Source organism: Micromonospora sp. NBC_01796, assembly GCF_035917455.1.
GTDB lineage: Bacteria > Actinomycetota > Actinomycetes > Mycobacteriales > Micromonosporaceae > Micromonospora_G.
In genome coordinates, this window is record NZ_CP109078.1 from 2,409,740 (window position 1) to 2,429,914 (window position 20,175).

The window sequence follows — 20,175 nt, forward strand, 5'->3', positions numbered from 1 at the left end:
TTCCGGCGGCAAACCGGACAGGGAGTCGAGTTGATCCACAAGCCGGGTCGCCAAAGTCGCGCCTCCATCGGCGGATCACCGGGACATCGACCACCCGCCCGGTAGACCCCCCGAATTCGGGTACGCACCTCGAAGAGCAGCCGCCACCGCAGCAGGTCCACCGCTGCGTGAGAGGAGCGACCATGGCTCAGGCAGTCGGCACCGTCGTACTCGAGCCCGCCGCGCGGGAGTTCGCCCGGATGACCTCGCAGCCGCCCTTCCTGCACCAGATCCCGCCCAGCGATGGCCGCGAGAAACTCACCGATCTGCAGTCCAGTGGCATCGCCAAACCGGCTGTCGACTCGGAGAACCTGATGGTTCCCGGCGGCCCCTCCGGCCAGGTCCCCGTACGGATCGTGCGGCCCCCGGGCAGCGGCGGCGGATCGGACAACGGGAACAGACTGACCGACCGGGTACGCGGACTCGCGCAGGACATGATGCGTTCGCGCGGCGGTCAGCAGGGCGGTATGCCGGTCATCCTCTACCTCCACGGCGGCGGATGGGTCTTCGGTGACTCGTTCACCCACGACCGGCTGATCCGGGAGATCGCTGTCCAGGCGGACGCGGCCGTGGTCTTTCCGGAGTACAGCCGCTCGCCGGAGGCGCCCTTCCCCACGGCGTTGGAGGAGTGTTACGCGGTAGCGGAGTGGATCAGCGAGCAGGGCGCGGAGTTCGGTCTTGACCCGTCCCGGATCGCGATCGCCGCGGACTCGTCCGGCGCGAACCTCGCCGCCGTGATCACCCTGCTGGCGAAGCAGCGGGGCGGTCCGCAGTTCCGTCACCAGGTGCTCTGGTACCCGGTCACGAACGCGGACTTCGACACCGACAGCTACCGGGAATTCGACAGCGGCTACTACCTGCGGCGGGACCAGATGATGTGGTTCTGGGACCAGTACCTGCCGGACACCGCCAGGCGTGGCGACCCGACCGCCTCACCGTTGCAGGCCAGCATCGACCAGCTCCGGGGCCTGCCACCCGCGCTGATCATCACCGAGGAAGCCGACCCGCTGCGCGACGAGGGCGAGGCGTACGCGGCCAAGCTGCGCCAGGCCGGCGTACCGGTCGCCCAGGTCCGCTACCAGGGCATGATCCACGACTTCGTCATGCTCGACACGCTGGCCACGACGAGTGCCGCCCGCGCCGCCACCGCACAGGGCGCCCAGACACTGCGTACGGCGCTGCACACCACCCACTGACCGCCCGGATACGCAGGCGCCGCCCCGGTCCACCGGACGACCGGGGCGGCGCCCCGCCATCCGTGCGTCACAAGAGCGACGGGGCCCCGGGCAGAGTGCCCGGAGCCCCGTCAAGGGTTGGTGCTGTTGCGTTACCGCTGGCTGGCTACCCGCGGGGTGACACCCGGCACCGAGTCGGCCGAGGCCGCCTTGCTGCCCAGCGTCGGAAGGGTCGGCTCCAGCAGCGAGGTCGGGCGCGCCGCGAGGGAGCGGGCCGAGCTGCTGGAGGAGGTGGACGTGAACTCGCCGTACAGGGAGGTGCCCGGCAGCCCGATCGAGTCGCCGATCGGCGCGATGAGCGAATCGGCGAGCGAGTTGTTGCTGCCCAGGAGCTGGACCACGGCCAGGCTCGAGGCGTTGGTGCTGAGGTAGTTGCTCACCTCGGAGTTGAGGGAGTCCTTCCAGTTGATCAGCATCGGACCACCGATCGCCCCGGCCATGGCACCGCCGGTGAGGGCGTCGAACCAGCTGTCCGAGGTGGCGACCGAGGCCGTCACCGGACCGTAGAAGAACGCCTGCGCGACCATCACCGCGGTGTGGATGGCGCTCGGTCCGATCAGGTCGAACCCGCGGTAGAACGGGTAGTCGGCCCACAGGGTCACGTTTTCCCAGTGGGTCTGCAGCGCGGTGGCTCCCCAGCCGCCGACACCCACGATGTTGACCAGGGGATCCACGGGGTCGATCTCGTTCAGGTAGTTCAGCGCCACCGCCGGCAGGGTGTTACCGGTGCTGAGGACGATGACCGTGTTGGGATCCAGGCCGGCGACCGCACCCGCCGCCAACGCGTCGTAGAAGTCGAGACCGGTGGCGACGATGACCGTCCGGGGGGTGGTGGTGATCTCCCGGTTGATCCGGATGTTGGTGTCGAACATGTTGGTGCCGGCGATCCGCTTGATGGTGTAGCCCAGTCCGGCCAACTGGTTGCTGATGTTGTTCGAGACCGCGTCAGCCCCACCGAGGACGTAGATGGTGCCCGAGTTGCCGAGCACCCGCCTGATCTCGTTGAGGACCTCCGCCGGAAGGGCTGCGGTCGGCGTGATCAGCAACGGAGCACGCTTGCTGATGGCGAGTGCCGAGCCGGCGAGCGCGTCGTAGTAGGCGTCGGACCGGGTCAGCACGACCGCGTTGGCCTGCTGCCGCCCGCGCGGGTCGTTGACGTTGCCACGGTCGGCGTAGGCGTAACGGGAGGCCGCCACCCCGGTCCCGATCGCGTTCGGGCCGTAGACCCGGTCGACGAAGTTGATGCCGACCGACTGCCAGGTCGCGTTGGACACGGTGTTGACACCGTCGTCCGGCACCACCGTGGTCACCGTCCGGGAGGCAACGTTGATCTTCTTCAGCGCCCGGCCGCTCTCGAACAGCAGGCTGCTGCCATCCGCCGACCAGGCCGGGCGGAGGGCACTCTGCGGCTCGGTGGTCACCTGCTGCGCACCGGTTCCGTCCGGGTTGGACACCCAGACCTGGCTACCGCCGAGCACGTAGGCGAGTCGGCTCCCGTCCGGCGAGAACGCCGCGCTGGCCGCGTTCGACGCCACCTGCGCCGTGGTGGCGGTGCTCCGCGACCAGACCCGCACGGTGGAGACGCCGGCTGCGGTACGGCGGGTGAAGGCGACGTTTCCGCCCAGCGACACCGACGGCTGGGAGTCCTGCTCGCCGTCTGCCCGTACCAGACCGGGCAACTCGCCCTCGTTGGTCAGGCCGTCCACACCCTGGAACCTGATCCGGTAGTCCGGCGTCGTGTAGAGCACGTCGCTACCGCTCGGCCACCAGGCCACGTCGAGCGGGCGACCGCTCAGGTTCGGGATGTCGACGACGCGGGACATGTCGGCGTTGGCGATGTGCAGGCCGCTACCGGTGTTGTTGATGTACGCGATCCGGCTGCCGTCCCGGGACCAGGCCGGTCGGCCGATGATCCCGGTGCTGAGCAGACGTGCGTTCGACCCGTCCACATTGGCGATGTAGGTCGACCCGTTGGCGACCTGGTACGTGATGTGCTCGTCACCCGGAGCAGCCTGGGCGGCCGTGCTGGTGAGTAGGGGCGTGACCACTGCGGCAGCAGCGGCGACGCTGACGATTCGACGCAGATGGGATGTGGACAAGAAGATGTGCCTCCCCGATAGATGTGCGGTGCAGGAGTCCGGTGGGAAGCATCCCGCCACCCGTGCCGGCGACACCGCGCCAATCAGCGTAGGCATTGTGGGCCAACCGCGCTGCCCCTTTGATCTTGCGTTCGCCGCCGGGTCCCCTGCCGTCGCACCCGTCCGTCGAGCCACCGTCGACCGGACCACCGGGGCCGGCCTGCGGTTCCGCGACCCACGGCGCCCGCAGGCCGGACCGCCGCACCGCCGCCTCGGTCGGACGGAACCGACGGGAGGATGATCCGGACGGGGACGAAGGGCTGACCCGATCTGACTGAAGGCGCTATCCCGGATAGGCGACGACCCCCGTCGGGGGGAGACGGGGGTCGTCTGGGGGTTCGGCTCCGGGGGGGTCGAGCCGAACCCACTCAGCGGTCACGGGGGGTGCAACCGCCGAGAGCTGCCGGGCACACGGGATATGAAAGTGTGTCGTGAATACAAGCATGCCTGAGCGGACCTGTATACGTCGAGTGGCGCACTCTCCACTCACCGCAAAACCACGGCGGTCCGACGTGATCACGCTCACCGCCGGCAGCCCCGGGACCAGGGTGTCCGGGGCCACAGCCGGCCGGGTGACCCCGCGCACCCGCCGACCATAGACCATCCGGCTAGACTTGCGCGCCGTGGGCCGAAGTGCCGCTTTTTTCGATCTGGACAAGACCGTCATCGCGAAGTCGAGCGCGCTGGCGTTCGGCAGGCCGTTCTACCGGGACGGTCTGATCTCGCGTCGGGACGTCGTCAAGTCCGCGTACGCCCAGCTGATGTTCCGGCTCGGCGGGATGAACGACCAGACGATGGCGCGTACCCGGGACTACCTGGCCGCGCTCACCAAGGGCTGGCCGGTCGAACAGGTCCGCCAGATCGTCGCGGAGACCCTGCACGAGTTGATCAACCCCTACGTGTACGCCGAAGCCGCCGCCCTGATCGAGGAGCACCAGGCTGCCGGTCGGGACGTGGTGCTGGTTTCCGCCTCGGGTGACGAACTGGTCCGCCCGATCGGTGAACTGCTCGGTGTGACCGACGTGATAGCCACCCGGATGGCGGTCCGGGACGGGCGCTACAGCGGCGAGGTGGAGTTCTACGCCGCCGGTGCGGCCAAGGTCAGCGGCGTGGCCGAGCTTGCCGAGGCGCGTGGTTACGACCTCGCCGAGTCGTATGCGTACTCCGACTCGATCAGTGACCGCCCGCTGCTGGAGTGTGTCGGGCACCCCACGGCGGTCAACCCGGACCGGGCCCTGCGCAAGCTCGCCACCGAGAACGCCTGGCCGGTGCTGGAGTTCCGGCACCCGGTGCCGCTGGGTCGCCGGCTGCGGGACAAACCGGCCGTGCCGGTGGCCGCCGCCGCGCTCGGGGTCGGAGTCGGGGTCGCGATCGGCATCGCCTGGTACGGCCGCCACCGCCGGACCCGCGCCACCTCCGCTCAGAAGAGCTGATCTCAGGCGGCGGCGAGGACCTCGTCGCCGACCAGGGCGACCTGCTCGGCGCCGATCTCCACCGCCGTCGCGTAGTGCCGCAGCCAGGAACGGACCCCGTCCGGCGTACCGGTGGCGAAGGCGCCGGCCGCGCCGACGTACTCGGGGGAACGCTCCTGGTGACCCACGTCGACCGCGACCAGGCCGCGCGGGTCGAACCCGCTGGCGAGCAGGGTCAGTCGGGCGGCGGCTCGGGCCACCACCCCGGACGGCCCGGCGAACGGGCGCAGGGCGAGCAGTTCGCCGTGCACGACGGCGGCCAGGACCAGCGGATCCACCTTCGTCCCGCCGGTCAGCAACCCGGCCAGTCCGTCCAGCCGGGCACCGGCCGCCGGGTCGGCGACCGGGCGGCCGAGTTCGTGCTCCGGGACCACGTCCCGGGCGGCGAGCACGTGCAGCTTGGCCAGCACCTGCCGGGGCGCCCGGGTCCACAGGTCGGCAAGTCCGGGCAGCGCCCCGGCCACCCGCAGCGCACCCTGGAGCACCGGGTCGGTGACCGTGCCGGCGCGTACGGCTTCGCGCTCGTGCTCGTACCCCTCCAGGGCGGCGCTGGCCACCGCGGACCGGAGGCTGATCTCGGCCGCGACCTGGCCACCGTGCCGGCGCAACGCGCGGTGTCGCAGGGCCTGGTCGACCCGCTCGCGGGCCCGGTCGACGGCGGGCCCGACGTCGGCGAGGGTGAGCAGCGGGGCGAGCGGGTCGGTGGTCACGACCCCACGCTAGCGACCCGCCGGGCGGCCGGGCGCGGCAGCCGGGCCACAGCCCCCGACCGGGGGCGGACCGGCCGGCGCTCGACGGCGTTCACTCGGCGCGCCGGACGGCCCAGCGACCCGACCAGCGCTCGCACCACCGGTGAGGGCGCCGTTAACCTCCTACCGAGACGCATCTCACGCTGACCACGAGGAGCCCCACCGATGAGCGAGCAGATGAGCGAGCACCGCGCATGAGCGAGACCCTGGCGAACCTGTTGCAGGAGACGCGGGAGTTCCCGCCCCCGGCGGAACTGGCCGCCGCCGCCAACGTCACCGCCGCCGCCTACACCGAGGCCGCCGACGACCGGCTCGCCTTCTGGGCGGAACAGGCCCGCCGGCTGGACTGGGCCAAGCCGTGGGACCAGATCCTGGACTGGTCGAACCCGCCGTTCGCCAAGTGGTTCGTCGGCGGGGAGCTCAACGTCGCCTACAACTGCCTCGACCGGCACGTGGCCGCCGGTCGCGGTGACAAGGTCGCCATCCACTGGGAGGGCGAGCCCGGCGACACCCGCACCCTCACCTACGCCGACCTGCACCAACTCACCTGCCAGGCGGCGAACGCGCTGACCGACCTGGGCGTCACCGCCGGTGACCGGGTCGCGATCTACCTGCCGATGATCCCCGAGGCCGCGGTCGCGATGCTGGCCTGCGCCCGGATCGGCGCCACCCACAGCGTCGTCTTCGGTGGCTTCTCCGCCGACGCCCTCGGCAACCGGATCCAGGACGCGAGCGCCAAGGTCGTGATCACCGCCGACGGTGGTTACCGGCGGGGCAAGCCGTCCGCGCTGAAGCCGACGGTGGACGAGGCGGTCGCCGCCTCCTCGACCATCGAGCACGTGCTGGTGGTCCGGCGTACCGGGCAGGAGGTGGCCTGGACCGACAAGGACCACTGGTGGCACGAGACGGTGGAGACCGCCTCGACCGAGCACACCGCCGAGGCGTTCGACGCCGAGCACCCGCTGTTCATCCTCTACACCAGCGGTACGACCGCCCGCCCGAAGGGCATCCTGCACACCACCGGGGGTTACCTGACCCAGGCGGCGTACACCCATCACGCGGTGTTCGACCTGAAGCCGGAGACGGACGTCTACTGGTGCACGGCCGACATCGGCTGGGTCACCGGGCACTCCTACATCGTGTACGGGCCGCTCGCCAACGGCGCCACCCAGGTCATGTACGAGGGCACCCCGGACACCCCGCACAAGGGCCGGTTCTGGGAGATCGTCGACAAGTACGGCGTCAGCATCCTCTACACCGCCCCGACGCTGATCCGCACCATGATGAAGTGGGGCGACGACATCCCGCAGGGTTACGACCTGTCGTCGCTGCGGGTGCTCGGCAGCGTCGGTGAGCCGATCAACCCCGAGGCCTGGATGTGGTACCGGGAGCACGTCGGCCGGGACAGGTCCCCGATCGTCGACACCTGGTGGCAGACCGAGACCGGCGCCATCATGATCTCGCCGCTGCCGGGGGTGACCGCCACCAAGCCGGGCAGCGCCATGTCCCCGCTGCCGGGGATCACCGCCGACGTGGTCGACGACCAGGGCGAGTCGGTGCCGAACGGCGGTGGCGGTTACCTGGTGCTGCGTGAGCCGTGGCCGTCGATGCTGCGCACCATCTGGGGCGACGACGACCGGTTCATCGAGACGTACTGGTCCCGGTTCCAGGGGATGTACTTCGCCGGTGACGGGGCGAAGAAGGACAACGACGGGCACCTGTGGCTGCTCGGTCGGGTGGACGACGTCATGCTCGTGTCCGGGCACAACATCTCCACCACCGAGGTCGAGTCGGCGCTCGTCTCGCACCCATCGGTGGCCGAGGCGGCGGTGGTCGGGGCCACCGATCCGACCACCGGTCAGGCGATCGTGGCGTTCACCATCCCGCGCGGCAACGTCGACACCGCGGGCGAGGCCGGCGAGGCGCTCATCGTCGAACTACGCAACCACGTCGCCCGTACGCTCGGGCCGATCGCGAAGCCGCGGCAGATCATGCTCGTACCGGAGCTGCCGAAGACCCGGTCCGGCAAAATCATGCGCCGGTTGCTACGGGACGTGGCCGAGAACCGCTCCCTCGGTGACGTCACCACGCTTCAGGACTCCTCGGTAATGGAAATGATTTCCTCGGGGTTGCAGTCCGGCAAGTCCGACGAGGACTGACCGGCAAGGGAAAGACCCGGATGGGCGCGGCTCCGCGAGGGGCCGCGCCCATTTCCGTACGGTGGTCCGGTTCCTGTCAAGTTGATCGATTTAACGGACTGCACATTCCGACGACTTGCCCCACCCGGCGTGAGTCCGGGTAAACATCGCAGCACCATCGATCTCCAACTCGTGACATCGGTGCATCGATCTGCAAAGGTAGTCACGATCATGAGTGACAGGTGTCGCGCCCTGCGCCGAGTTCCTGTCACATTCCACGAAGGGAGGAGGACCCTTTGAGGAGAGACGTCAAAGCAGGCATGGCGAGCGTTGCCGCAGCCGTCCTGGCGGCTGGTTTCGTTTCCGTCCCGGCGTACGGCGCACCCAAGCCGTCGCCCACGTCGTCCGCACGGGTAACCGGCGCCGATGGGGACCCCACTGCGGTACACCGCGAGGACAACCTGCCCCACCCGCTCGGTGACCAGCAGGACGCCCTGCGTCGCGAGGCGATCGCCGACCTGCTTTCCGGCAAGTCGGCACCGCAGCAGCGCAACGGCTCCGAGGTCGTCAAGGTCAAGGGCAACCGCTGGGTCGAGGTGAAGAAGAAGCCGGCCAAGGTCGACCCCATCTTCTCCATCCTGGTGGAGTTCGGCGACCAGGTGAACCCGCTCTACGGCGGCGACGCGGGCCCGAAGCACAACGAGATCGCCGAACCGGACCGGGTCTGGAACGGCGACGCCACCGACAACAACTCCACCATCTGGCAGGAGAACTTCAACCGCCAGAGCTACCTGGACCTCATGTACTCCAAGAAGAAGGAGTCCATGGCCTCCTTCTACCTGGACCAGTCCGGGGGCAAGTACACCGTCGGTGGCGACGTCAGCGACTGGGTCACCGTGCCGTACAACGAGGCGCGTTACGGCAGCAACAATGTCGTGGAGTCCGAGGGCGAGGTCTACTGGCCGTTCGTCGAGGACACCGCCCAGGCGTGGTACGACTCGCAGCTCGCGGCCGGCAAGACCAAGGCCCAGATCACCGAGTACCTGAAGCAGTTCGACATCTGGGACCGGTACGACTTCGACGGCGACGGCAACTTCAACGAGTCGGACGGCTACATCGACCACTTCCAGGCGATCCACGCCGGTGAGGGCGAAGAGGCCGGCGGCGGTGCCCAGGGTGAGGACGCGATCTGGTCGCACCGCTGGTACGCGTACCCGACCCGGATGGGCGACACCGGCCCGTCGTACAACGAGCGGGGCGGCGTGCCGCTGGGCGACTCCGGGATCTGGATCGGTGACTACACCACCGAGCCGGAGAACGGTGGCCTGGGCGTGTTCGCGCACGAGTTCGGCCACGACCTCGGTCTGCCGGACCTGTACGACACCACCAACCGTGCCGAGAACGGCACCGGTTTCTGGTCGCTGATGTCCGGTGGGTCGTGGCTGAACAAGGGCGGCGACAACATCGGCTCCACTCCGGGCTACATGGGCCCGTGGGAGAAGCTGACCCTCGGCTGGCTGGACTACAAGGTGGTCAACCAGGGCGACGGGGCGAAGTACGAGATCCTCGGCCCGGCGGGTGACAACGACGGGCTGCTGCCGCAGGCCGTGGTGGTCAACCTGCCCACCGCCCGGAAGTACATCGAGTACAACAAGCCCACCTCCGGACAGTACGAGTGGTGGACCGGCAGCGCCGACGACCTGGACATCAAACTGACCAGGGACCTCGACCTGACCGGCGCCACCACGGCCTCGCTGACCACCAAGGCCTGGTACGACATCGAAGAGGGTTACGACTTCCTCTTCGCCCAGGTGTCGGCCGACGGTGGGGAGAGCTGGATCCAGGTCGGTGACCGGATCGACGCGAACTCCGGTGGCTGGCAGGACCTGAGCTGGGACCTGTCCCCGTGGGCCGGTCAGTCGGTCAAGTTCCGGTTCCGTTACTACAGCGACGGCGGTTACCACCTGGCCGGCGCCTTCCTCGACGACATCAAGCTGTTGAAGAACGGCGCGGTGGCGTGGAGCGACGACGTCGAGTCCGGTGACAACGGCTGGACCCCGGCCGGCTGGAGCCGCTTCGGCGGGACCGTGGACGAGCAGGTGCCGCGTTTCTACATCGCGGAGAACCGGCAGTACATCGGTTACGACAAGGGGCTCAAGGTCGGCCCGTACAACTTCGGTTGGTCGACCACGAAGCCGGACTGGGTGGAGCGCTTCCCGTACCAGGACGGTCTGCTGATCTGGCAGGTCGACTACAGCCAGGAGGACAACAACACCTCGACCCACCCGGGTCAGGGTCTGGTGTTGCCGATCGACGCTCGGCCGGCCCCGATCGCGTGGCCGGGCACCTGCGCCGTGACTCCGTACAACCCGCAGGGGCTGTGCCTGCTGGCCAACCGCCGGCAGCCGTTCGACGCCACCTTCGGGCGGCAGAAGACGGACGCGCTCACCCTGCACCGCCTCGGGGTTCCGCTGGCGATCCCGTCGAAGCCGGGCATCCCGACCTTCGACGACTCGGACCCGAACCGCTACTGGTCCGCGGCGAACCCGACCGGCTCGGTCAAGGTTGCCGGCACCGGCACCAAGATCGAGGTTGTGCTGGAGCTGGGCATGCCGATCGGTACCAGCCTGATCAAGGTGAGCACCCCTCGGCGCTGACCTCCGTCAGGTAGAACCACCGGTTGAGAACCACAGGGCCGGTGCCGCGTACCGCGGCACCGGCCCTGCTCGTCGTCGAGGCCGGTCAGCGGGTCAGGCTGAGCCAGCCGTACTCGTGGCCGCACGGCGGTCCGGCGGCGATCCCGAGCCGCAGGTCGTCCAGGTCGAGCAGGACCGAGTAGACGGTCTCGGACCGGTCCGCCACCGCGTCGCGCTCGTCCACGTGCCGGCAGATGGCGTGCGGGAAACTGGCGTGGTCGCCGAAGAGTTCGGCCAGGTCGTCCTCGGTGACCTTGCCCGCAAGGGCGGCGGGTCCGAGCAGTCGCCGGGCACGCGCCGAACGGAACATGGACGAGCCGCCGTAGTCCTTCATGGTGTCGTGCACGCGTACGCCGGACTCCAGGTGGTTGGCGTGCGTCAGCACCCCGTCGACCGGATGCAGCCAGCCGGCGTCACCCGGCACCAACTCCAGGTCGATCAGCTCGCCACCGGACTCGCCGGCCTGGCCGAGGAGCAGGTTGATGGAACTGTTCCGGGTGCCCCGCATCGCCGCCTTGAACGCCCCGGCCAGGCTGTCCGCCTCCAGCGCGGCCCGCAGGAGCACGTGGTACGGCACCCCGGGCGGCGTACCGTCGGTCGGCAGGCCGTCCCGGTCGCAGCCGAGCATGTTGACGCAGACCCCGACACCGGCCGAGTTGAGCCCGGTCTTCGCCAGCATGCCCGCCTCGGCCAGGGCGAGTACGGTCAACCCCCGCTCGTCACGGGTGGCGAGCAGCACCATCGCCTCCCGCTGGTCCGGATGCCAGTCCCAGTTCTGCCCGAGCAGCAGGTTCCCGCTGGCGGTGTGGGTGCCGAGAACCCCGGCCGCGGTGCAACCGCCGTCGCGACCGTCCACCACGGCCGGCGCGGTCGTGCTCCCGTAGATCAGCTCGGTACGGGCGTTCAGCGCGTAGATCTCGCCCACCCCGACCCCGGCGCCCTCGGCCACCCCGTCGAGCATCTGCGCCACCCGAGGGTGCAGCTCGACGGTCGTACGCCGGAACGCGTCACCGGCGGTGCGAACCGCCGCCAGGTCGAGTCCCGCCTCGACCCGGAACCTGCGCAGGTAGAGGTCCAGGTTGGCCCCGATCAGCGCCTGGGCGGCAACGCCGTACTCGAAGCCGCAGTACTCGGGTGTGCCCTGCACCCGGATCACCGGCACGGGCAGGTAGGAAAAGGTTCCGTCGTCAGCGGAAATCATGTCCGCACCATATCCGGATCGGTCGAAGACGTTCACCCGGAAAATCCGGCCCCGTTTCCGTGACATCCCCGACGATCCCCTGAACTGTCCCGCCGTACGGGACGCAGGCGCAGGTCCGGGGCCTAGGCTGTGCGACATGAGCGATCAGCGAGGCGGTGGCCGCAAGCCGGTCGTCGACGAATCCCGGGTGCTGGTGGACGGGCCGTGGACGCATCGCTTCGTCGGCGCGAACGGCAGCAGGTTCCATGTGGTCGAGGCGGGCAGCGGTCCGCTGGTCCTTTTCCTGCACGGCTTTCCGGAGTTCTGGTGGGCCTGGCACGAGATGCTGCCCGCCGTCGCGGACGCCGGCTACCGGGCGGTCGCCGTGGATCTGCGCGGTTACGGTGCGAGCGACAAGCCACCCCGGGGGTACGACGGCTACACGCTCGCCGCCGACGTGGCCGGACTGATCCGGTCGCTCGGTGAACGTTCCGCCGTGGTGGTGGGTGCCGGTTTCGGGGGAATGGTCGGTTGGACCACCGCCGCGTTCCATCCGGGCCTGGTCCGGCGGCTGGTGGTGCTCGGCGCACCGCATCCGCTGCGGCTGCGTACGGCCGTCTTCGCCGACCCGCGTGGTCAGTTCCTCGCCTCGACGCCCACGCTGAAGTTCCAGCTCCCCCGCTACGAACACGTGCTGACCAGGGACAACGCCGCCCTGGCCGGCGAGTTCCTGCGCCGGTTGGGCGGCGAGCGGTGGGTGGCCGGCGACTCGTTCGAGGCGTACGCGCAGCGGTGCCGGGAGGCGATGCAGATCCCGCAGGCGGCGTTCTGCGCACTGGAGGGCTACCGCTGGGCGTTCCGTTCGGTGCTGCGGTTGCAGGGCTACCGGTTCGTCCGGCTGATGCAGAAGCCGCTGGTCACGCCGACCCTGCAACTGCACGGCGCGCTGGACCGGGGCGTGCTGCCGCGTACCGCCCAGGGCTCCAGCCGCTACGTCACCGCCGCGTACGAGTGGCGCCTCCTGGACGACGTGGGCCACTTCCCCCACCTCGAAGCACCCGACCTCGTCCTAGGCGAAATCCTCCGCTGGGCCAAGTCCTGACGCCTCGGACTCCCCACTGCGCATAGGCCCCGGTTCACCGCCAGCGAGCGGACGTCAAGAGGTTCGTCGTGTCAATCGGCGGTAGACCGTCGTCGAGGCCGCGGAGCCGCTGATAAACGTCGTGCATCGTGGCCTTGTCCGGCATGTGCACGCTGCCTGCCGCGCGCTCCAGAACTGTCAGCGTGCTCACCAGCTTGATCGATCCCACCGCACGACCTTGAGCGCGAAGTCGCTGCAGGCGCCCCGCTTCGCGGGTGGCGATCCGCGCGCCGGACCCGTCGTCAATGAGCACCGTCATCGTCTCGCCCGCCTCGGCGGCGACGACAGCATGCGCCACGACCATCATCTCGCCCAGATCTCTTGGCTGCCTCAGCCGCTGTTGCATGGGTTGCTGGGTAATCCGGTGAACGACTGCGGAAAGCTCGGGTGTCTCGTCGTCGGAGAGTATCTGGAGCCAGCGTGGGGACAACTTGCGCCAAACCGTTGCGGCAGCGCGGAAGCGCCTGTCCTCCTGGGACTTGCGCATTACCTCGGCCTGGACCGTCTCGGGGGCACTGAGCGCCCCGAGAACTCCGATGAGGAGCCGCTCCTTGTTGATCGAAAAGAAGTTCAGGCTGGGTCCGGCGTCGATGATCGGCCGTTGGCTCATCGTGCGTCGGTCTCGGCCGCCGGGTCCTGAGGCTCGTCCGATGCACTCAGGTCCGCATCCAGCGCCACCCAGTCCACCGGCACGTCGGGCAGTTCGGCTGGGTCGGCCCAGGCGATCGGACTCTCGGCGGGCGCGATCCCCGCCGACCGAAGCTCCGCTTCAGCGGTTTCCACCGCGATGCCGCGCAAGGTGGCGATCGCCTGTGCGGATAGCACGCCCTCCGCGTACCCCCTGGTCGCACGGGCGAGCAGCCGTTGTGGCGCCCTCCGCCTGTCGGAGTCGGCCTGCAACGCGTGATATTGATCGATCCACCCGAAGCGGACAGCCAACTGAGCCGTGGACAGGGTCATCCATTCCCTCTTCGTGGCCACGTCGAGGTATCCGTCCTGGTGCAGCGCGATGGCAGCGACGGCGGGCGAGACCAGGAATCGCTGGACGACCCCGGAGAGGGTGGACCGGGTTACCTGGTCTCCCTCCCCGAGGAATTCCCGCAGGCCGTCCACAGGGAGAAGCAGATGTCTGGCGAAGACGTCGGCCCGGACCTCGGCCGGCGACCGATCGCTCCAGTTGCCCGCGTCGACCTCCGCCCAATCCCTGAACTGGACGTGACCGAGTTCGTGAGCAAGCGTGAAGCGTTGCCGCATCGGATTACGGGTACGCGCGACACCGATGAACATGGTGTCCCGCTTCGGGTCCCGCATCGTCAGGCCGTGCTCGTCCGGCCCCGCGTCGAGCACGGCCACATCGATCCCGGTCGTCTGCTCGATGATCGCTACGAGGTCACCAAGAGGCTGTACGCCCAAGCGGTGGTCTTTCCGGAACCGTTCGGCAGCGCTACAGCCGTCGGCTTCAGCATTCACGGTCTCTCACCAAGTCAGTTAGCGGCAGGAATTGCCTGCTCGGCTAGGTAATCGTCCAGTTCCAGGAAATGCAGAAGTGCCTGACGCATGTCTTCCATGCCCGAGCCGTTGGTGGCCCTGGCCGCACACTGGGCTCGGTCGGCCACGGTCTGCGCCCCGGTGAGCTGAGCCACCGTGTGCCCGGTGGCCCATGCGATCGACACGATCTCGGGCATCTTTGCCGCACGGTCGCCCGAGATGATCCGCGACAGGGTCGGCTGGGAAATGCCAGTCCTGTCCGCGAGAGCACGCTGACTCAGACCTGCGGCCGCCCGGGCACGCTCAATTGACGCACCCACGTCCACCCTGCTCACGACCCACCCCCAGCACTGAATCATGATCAATTCCCGTGATTCAGTCTACACCGGTGCTCGTACACCCCGCAAGCCTCGACCCGATCCTCAATCTCGACGTCCGATCCGTGGCAGAGCAGGTCGGACGTTATCCCCAAGGCATTGATCCACCCCGTCGGGGATACGTGAATTGAATTTGCACTACCTCGGTGAAATCCCGGGCGTTCGGTTCCACGAAAAAACGTCATCCTCTGCTTCTTCCCTCGGGCGGTGTGCCTCGGGAGTGCTCGGAGGATGACGCTTTACTCGTTGTGGCAGGTCAGTTGCCCTGAGGGAGAGTCCGCTGAGGGCTGGTCAGCGCTGCTTTGTCAGACTGACGAACGCGCGCCACGCCTCGGGGCCGAAGCTCAGGGCCGGGCCGGACGGATCCTTGCTGTCCCGCACGGCCACGACGCCGGGCAGGTTGTCCGCGACCTCGACGCAGTTGCCGCCGCTGGTACCGCTGCGGGTGGCCTTACGCCAGGTGGCGCTGGTCAGGTCCATGGCTTCACCACTTCCTTGATCAATTCCAGCGACTGCCGTCGTGACAGCGCCTCGTTACGCACGCTCTCCCACCGCTCCAAGACAATATCGAGCTGTGCCGGCCGATGCACCGCCGTGCCACCGAGCTGGTTTTCGAGATGGCCGATCCAGGTGCCGTCAGGCATCCGCGCCAGCGAGAGCGGTCCGGACAGGCCGGCATGGAGGACCACATCGCTCGGCAGGATGTGGACGCTGACGTTGGGGCGCTCCGCGCAGTCCAGCAGGTGCACCAACTGCTCGATCATGATCTTCTCGTACGCCCCACCGATCCGTCGGATCGCCGACTCGTCGATCACCGCGATGAACTGCGGAGGGGGCTCGCGCAGCAGGGTCGCCTGCCGTTCCATCCGCGAGGCCACCTTCTGCTCGAGCTCGTGGTCGCTCAGTCGGGGGTCGAAGCGCAGCACCGCGCGGGCGTAGTCGGCGGTCTGGAGGAGCCCCGGGATCAGGTTGGGCTCGAATGCCCGAAGCTGGGTGGCCGACTGTTCGGCCTCCAGCCACGACTGAAACCACTCCGGAGCACCGAACCTGCGGACCAGCCGCTCGTAGACACCCCCGGTGTGTAACGCCCGATCGCCGCCGCGAACGAAGTCCATGGTCAGTGCCCGCGTGCCGTTCTCCACGGCACTCACGTGCGACGCGCTGAAGCCGGCAGCCTTGCCGAACGCCTCCTGGGTCGTACCGGCGGCGGCTCGCCCCCGGCGTAGCTCCCCAACGATGAATTCGGCAAGTGGACCCGGTACGTCAGTCATTCAGCTTCCCCCAAATTATAAGATCAACTATTCACGGGCACCGCGCACGTACTCCTGATAGTGCGGCAGCACCCCGTTGCCCCCGATGCCATTTGAGGGTAGGCGTATCCATAGGAGACTGTCATCGACAGAAGCGCTCGAAGTTGTCGGATCCCATGATCCCGGAGAGTTTGGCCGGCTATAGCGAGCCAAACTCTCCGGGATCATGGGGAGCATTACCGATGGCGGTGGATCAGCCGGAGATGATGTGCGAGCACCTGCTCGGGTTGCTCAATGGAGTCGCCCAACCCAGACACACATATACGGAAGGGGAACTGCCACCCGCCCATGATGGCTGGGAGATGGAAGCCCTCGTGGAGGTGGAAGTGTCGTCGGTGGCGTACTGCCCCGACTCGCGCCTTTCCGTGCCGATGTAATAGGTGGCCCAGGCGCGGGCCGCATAGCCATCGGCCTTCTGGTCCTTGACGTAGTTGTAGTACGTCGGGTCCAGGCGGTAGCTCCAGTTGTCGTAGCAGATCTTGGCCCCGGCCGTCGCGCCGAGTCCACCGGTCGGGCTCGGCACACTGGTCGATCGCGTCCAGCAGGTGGCGGCACTGGCGGCCGACGGAGCGACGAACACGGCCGTCGCCGCGAACACGACTCCGACGACGATCCGGAGCATCGTCGATCCCGGGTGCCGCCGCCGGGACGAAACGGAAGCGTCGGACGCGATCAGTGCACGGACTGCGGGCGATCTCTTTTCCATGTTGCCACCTTCCGATCGCGGGTAGCGATCATGAGTGGCGCCCAAGACAAGATGGCTTGCGCTGGCAGATCCCCGGTTCACACGTCAAGGGCGCACAAGATACGTGACCGAGGATTCTCGACCGGGTTGATGAGGGACGGAGTTTGGCCGCGTACCACGCCGTCGGGGAATCGAAAAGCTGTACGGGACAGTCCCGTACAGCGCCGGTGGTGCGTTGCGCTAGCGGATCAGAGCGTTGTACTGAGGGGACGTGAGGAAACGACGGACGACGTCGTTTACGCCGGGAGTCATCCGGCGGGTGAGGATTTCGGGCGGGGACAGGAAGACCATTGCGGCGCGCTCGCCGAGGATCACCTGATCCTGGTGGGCGCGGGTGGGCGCGTAGTAGACGTGCCAGTGGCCGTTGTCGTTGAGCGCCGGGCCGCTCCAGAACAGTTCCAACGGGCCGTCGACGCGCAGACCGGTCTCCTCCAGCAGCTCCCGGTGGGCCGCCTGCTCGGGTGTCTCCCCCGGTTCGATGTGCCCACCGGGTATCCCCCACAGGTTCGGGTGACGAGGGGCGTACTCGTCGCGTAGCTGCATCAGGACCGCGCCGGACGGGTCGACCAGCAGGACACCGGCGAGCAGGTGCACCGGATCGGACACGATCGCGGTCAGGCCCGTTGTTCGCGCAGGTCGATGACCTCGGCGGCGGGGGCCCAGCCCTGGTAGACGCCGAAGTCGAACGCCTCCAGGCCCATCGCCTCGGCGATCGGCCAACGGCCGCCGGTGTACTCCACCCGCAGCCAGGTGTCGTGTTCGGCGAGCACGATGAACGGCTCGCCCTTCCACCAGCAGGTGGTACGCACGTACGCCAGCTCGTCGACCTCGGTGGCCGGCACCACCCGGACGAACCGGCCGGGGCGTACCTCGGTGAAGCCGTCGGCCGGCGCGCTCCGGTAGAGGCGGATCTCGTCCTGGTCCGGGCTGACCTCGTACTCCTGGCCGCGCCAGCGGGCGACGTAACCGTCCCGCATCACGGTGCCTCCACCCGCTGCCAACTCGGTGCGTCGCCGTCGAAGGTGGCGATGAGCTGTTCGGTGCCGTCCGAGCCGATCCGCCACAGTTCGGCGCCGTGCGGCAGCCGGGCACTGTCCACCTTGAACTCCGCCACCACGTCGCTGCTCTCGCCGGGGGCGAACCCGTTGCCCCGGAACGGGGGCCGCTCGATCACCCAGCCCTCCATCGCCCGCATCGCGGCCTCGTTCTGGCCGCCGTACGGGATCCGGTAGAGACTCGGCCGGTACGCCGGCCAGCGCAGTACGTAGATCTCGTCGGCGTCGCGGGCGAACGGCGAGCCGGCGTAACCCAGCCCGAGCGCGGCGTGCAGCTTGGCCGGGGTGTTGAGGTGTGCCACCTCGGGGGCGCGGTGCACGAAGCCGGAGACCCGGTCGTAGCCCCGTTCGAGGTAGTAGATGACCTGGCTCGGGGCGATGGTCTTCTGCATCATCGTCGGTCGGCCCGGATCCTCCTGCGCCGGCGCGTACGTCGACCGGGGCGTCTCCTCGACCGGGGACGCGGTCGGCTCGATCACCCCGGTGTCGTCACCGAGGCCCACCTCGGCAGCCCAGTTGGCCAGCGCGACGATCTGGGTACCGGGGAGTTTCGCACCGACCGGCGTGCCGGGGTTCACCGCGAACGACCACTCCATGTCCGGCCATTTACGAATCATCTGTACGAACTTGACGCTGATCGTCTCGACCGGGATCTCCGGGTGGTGGTCGGCGATCCGCTCCGGCGAGGTGAACACCACCACGTACGTCTCGCCGTCCATCCGCTCGGTGTTCCAGACGAAGCCGTCGTCACCGGGTCGGCTGCCCGGCACGGCGGCGGCCGAGACCGGCAACAGCACCTTGGCCAGCAGCAACGTGGAGAGGAAGGTGTCCGTGCTGCCGTCACCGGCGGCGGTGAGCAGACTCTCCTCGACATCGTTCGCGGGAACGAAGTCCGGCGGGAGCGGCTGGGCCGGTGCGACCGGCTCCGGCTGCACCGGGGCGACATCGGAGTACGGCGCGGCCACCGACGAGAAGTCCGGGTAGACCGGTTCGGCCGCTGGTGCGGGCGTGACCAGGGTGTGGTCCGCTCCCACGGGATCGATCCGGGCGTACTCCGCGGTTCCCGGCTCGACCGGGGTGTAACCGGCCACCGTGGGCGGATAGCCGGCGGCCGGGGCCTGCACCACCGGCTCGGCCGGCGCCAGGTCGGTGACGCCCTGCTCGGCTGGTGCGTAGTCCGCCGGAGCCGGGTCGGGGACCGCCGGGGCATAGTCGGCGTAGGCCGGGTCGGCCGGGGCGTGGGGCGTGACGGTGTGGTCGGTCGGGGCGTAGTCCGCGAAGGCCGGATCGGCCGGGGCGTAGTCACGGAGGACCGGTTCGGCCGGGGGTGACTCGGTGAAGGCCGACCCGGTGGGGGCGTACTGCGCCGGCATCGGTCCGACCGGGGACCCGGCCGGCACGGGACGGGTCGGCAGGGGGCGGGCGAAGGTGGGCGGCGGATCGGCCGGTGCGGGCTCGAAGTGAACCGGGGCGGCCGGTGGCGGAATGGCCATCGTCGCCTCGGCCTCGGCGAGGGGACCCGTGACCGGGGTGATCGCCGGCAACATGGTCGTGCCCGGGTCCGGCGCCTGCGCCTGACCGGTCGACTTCGCGGCTGCCGCATACCAGCCGGACAGCTCCTGGGTGACGGCGGCGGCCGGGGTCACCGGCGGGGGCGGCGGGACCCTCGGCTGGCGCGGCGCGGAGGTGAAGAAGTCCGTCGTACGTTCCGGAGCGGCGGGACCGCGCCCGTTACCGGAAGTGGCGAACCCCCCACTCGGCGCGTATCCGGAGTCCGGTCGCTGGCCGGCGTAACCGCCGTTCGTACCGTTGATGCCGTCGGCGAGGGGTTGCCGTGCCGGCAGTGCCGGTTGCTGGTCCGATGCCGCCGGAAGCTGCTCGGCCTGCTCGTGCGGCGGGCGGCCCGGTACGACCGCGGTCGCCCGTGCCCGTGCGGCGCTCTCGGCCCGCTCCAGCCGCGCGCGGGCACCGATGGTGCGCCCCGGCAGCCGGACGTCGCCCCGGGCGAGTTGCGAGACGAACCAGGCGGGCAGATATCCCTCGACCGGCAGGCCGGGGTTCACCGCCAGCCACCACTCCAGATTCGGCCAGTTACCGGCCAACTCGTGGTACGGCGTACGCCGGGTGGAGCCCGCGTTGTCGCCGAGGCAGGCGCGCAACGAGTTGACGGACGTGAACGCGAGCACGTGCGTCCGCCCACTGGTGGTCCAGGTGCCCCAGCCCATCGGCGCGTGTCCGGCCAACGCGTTCGCGGAGACGGGTAACAGCAGCTCGGTACGGGCGAGAATCCGGAAGTAGCGCTCCTGGTCATTCGCGCGGAGCGCGTCCCGCATTGCCGCCTCGGCCTCGGTGGCCGGCTCCCATTCCGTCACGGCCACCTTCCTTTCCACGAAGAGGCCACAGGCATCGCGT

Annotated in this window: 17 protein-coding genes; 5 read left to right on the forward strand and 12 right to left on the reverse strand. The window is 69.1% G+C overall.

The annotated features are described in order from the left end of the window. The first annotated feature begins 182 nt into the window (after positions 1-182). Positions 183-1,235: an alpha/beta hydrolase gene (locus OIE47_RS11045; RefSeq protein WP_326561403.1), complete on the forward strand. Its 1,053-nt coding sequence runs from the start codon at positions 183-185 to the stop codon at positions 1,233-1,235. Positions 1,236-1,366: 131 nt separating this feature from the next. On the opposite strand, the gene OIE47_RS11050 is transcribed toward OIE47_RS11045, so the two are convergent. After that, the gene (locus tag OIE47_RS11050; protein ID WP_326561404.1) at positions 1,367-3,373 is read right to left on the reverse strand and encodes a cell wall-binding repeat-containing protein; all 2,007 of its coding nucleotides are present in this window, start codon (positions 3,371-3,373) and stop codon (positions 1,367-1,369) included. 662 nt (positions 3,374-4,035) lie between these two features. On the opposite strand from OIE47_RS11050, the gene OIE47_RS11055 reads away from it, so the two are divergent. Beyond that, positions 4,036-4,845, forward strand: coding sequence for an HAD family hydrolase (locus tag OIE47_RS11055; RefSeq protein WP_326561405.1), 810 nt, complete (start codon positions 4,036-4,038; stop codon positions 4,843-4,845). Positions 4,846-4,847: 2 nt separating this feature from the next. On the opposite strand, the gene OIE47_RS11060 is transcribed toward OIE47_RS11055, so the two are convergent. Beyond that, positions 4,848-5,594: an oxidoreductase gene (locus OIE47_RS11060; protein ID WP_326561406.1), complete on the reverse strand. Its 747-nt coding sequence runs from the start codon at positions 5,592-5,594 to the stop codon at positions 4,848-4,850. Positions 5,595-5,827: 233 nt separating this feature from the next. Here OIE47_RS11060 and acs point away from each other — a divergent pair, with 233 nt between their 5' ends. After that, entirely contained in the window at positions 5,828-7,792 is a 1,965-nt protein-coding gene (gene acs, locus OIE47_RS11065; protein ID WP_326561407.1) for an acetate--CoA ligase, read from the forward strand. Positions 7,793-8,067: 275 nt separating this feature from the next. After that, positions 8,068-10,428: an immune inhibitor A domain-containing protein gene (locus OIE47_RS11070; RefSeq protein ID WP_326561408.1), complete on the forward strand. Its 2,361-nt coding sequence runs from the start codon at positions 8,068-8,070 to the stop codon at positions 10,426-10,428. Positions 10,429-10,513: 85 nt separating this feature from the next. Here the strand turns inward: OIE47_RS11070 and OIE47_RS11075 are convergent, their stop codons facing one another. Then, positions 10,514-11,668, reverse strand: coding sequence for a C45 family peptidase (locus tag OIE47_RS11075; RefSeq protein WP_326561409.1), 1,155 nt, complete (start codon positions 11,666-11,668; stop codon positions 10,514-10,516). A gap of 136 nt (positions 11,669-11,804) precedes the next feature. Between OIE47_RS11075 and OIE47_RS11080 the strand changes: the two genes are divergently transcribed. Further along, a complete protein-coding gene (locus OIE47_RS11080) occupies positions 11,805-12,749 on the forward strand; it encodes an alpha/beta fold hydrolase (RefSeq protein ID WP_326561410.1) in 945 nt (314 codons plus the stop codon). A gap of 34 nt (positions 12,750-12,783) precedes the next feature. On the opposite strand, the gene OIE47_RS11085 is transcribed toward OIE47_RS11080, so the two are convergent. The 9 genes from OIE47_RS11085 to OIE47_RS11125 form a co-directional block, all read right to left on the reverse strand. After that, the gene (locus OIE47_RS11085; RefSeq protein ID WP_326561411.1) at positions 12,784-13,398 is read right to left on the reverse strand and encodes a hypothetical protein; all 615 of its coding nucleotides are present in this window, start codon (positions 13,396-13,398) and stop codon (positions 12,784-12,786) included. Beyond that, the gene (locus OIE47_RS11090) at positions 13,395-14,258 is read right to left on the reverse strand and encodes an ImmA/IrrE family metallo-endopeptidase (RefSeq protein ID WP_326561412.1); all 864 of its coding nucleotides are present in this window, start codon (positions 14,256-14,258) and stop codon (positions 13,395-13,397) included. Before OIE47_RS11090 ends, OIE47_RS11085 begins: the two co-directional genes overlap by 4 nt. Positions 14,259-14,272: 14 nt before the next feature. Beyond that, positions 14,273-14,611, reverse strand: coding sequence for a helix-turn-helix domain-containing protein (locus tag OIE47_RS11095; RefSeq protein ID WP_326561413.1), 339 nt, complete (start codon positions 14,609-14,611; stop codon positions 14,273-14,275). Between the two features lie 333 nt (positions 14,612-14,944). Next, entirely contained in the window at positions 14,945-15,133 is a 189-nt protein-coding gene (locus tag OIE47_RS11100; protein WP_326561414.1) for a DUF397 domain-containing protein, read from the reverse strand. Continuing rightward, the gene (locus OIE47_RS11105; protein ID WP_326561415.1) at positions 15,124-15,924 is read right to left on the reverse strand and encodes a helix-turn-helix domain-containing protein; all 801 of its coding nucleotides are present in this window, start codon (positions 15,922-15,924) and stop codon (positions 15,124-15,126) included. Before OIE47_RS11105 ends, OIE47_RS11100 begins: the two co-directional genes overlap by 10 nt. 232 nt (positions 15,925-16,156) lie before the next feature. Further along, the gene (locus OIE47_RS11110) at positions 16,157-16,585 is read right to left on the reverse strand and encodes a hypothetical protein (RefSeq protein ID WP_326561416.1); all 429 of its coding nucleotides are present in this window, start codon (positions 16,583-16,585) and stop codon (positions 16,157-16,159) included. Between the two features lie 303 nt (positions 16,586-16,888). After that, complete coding sequence (locus tag OIE47_RS11115) at positions 16,889-17,314, reverse strand: NUDIX hydrolase (protein WP_326561417.1); 426 nt, start codon at positions 17,312-17,314, stop codon at positions 16,889-16,891. Between the two features lie 8 nt (positions 17,315-17,322). Then, on the reverse strand, positions 17,323-17,688 hold the full coding sequence (locus OIE47_RS11120) for a hypothetical protein (protein ID WP_326561418.1): 366 nt from the start codon (positions 17,686-17,688) through the stop codon (positions 17,323-17,325). Next, positions 17,685-20,135, reverse strand: a complete 2,451-nt coding sequence (locus tag OIE47_RS11125) for an SseB family protein (RefSeq protein ID WP_326561419.1) — start codon at positions 20,133-20,135, stop codon at positions 17,685-17,687. The genes OIE47_RS11120 and OIE47_RS11125 overlap by 4 nt, the downstream gene beginning before the upstream one ends. Positions 20,136-20,175: the final 40 nt, after the last annotated feature.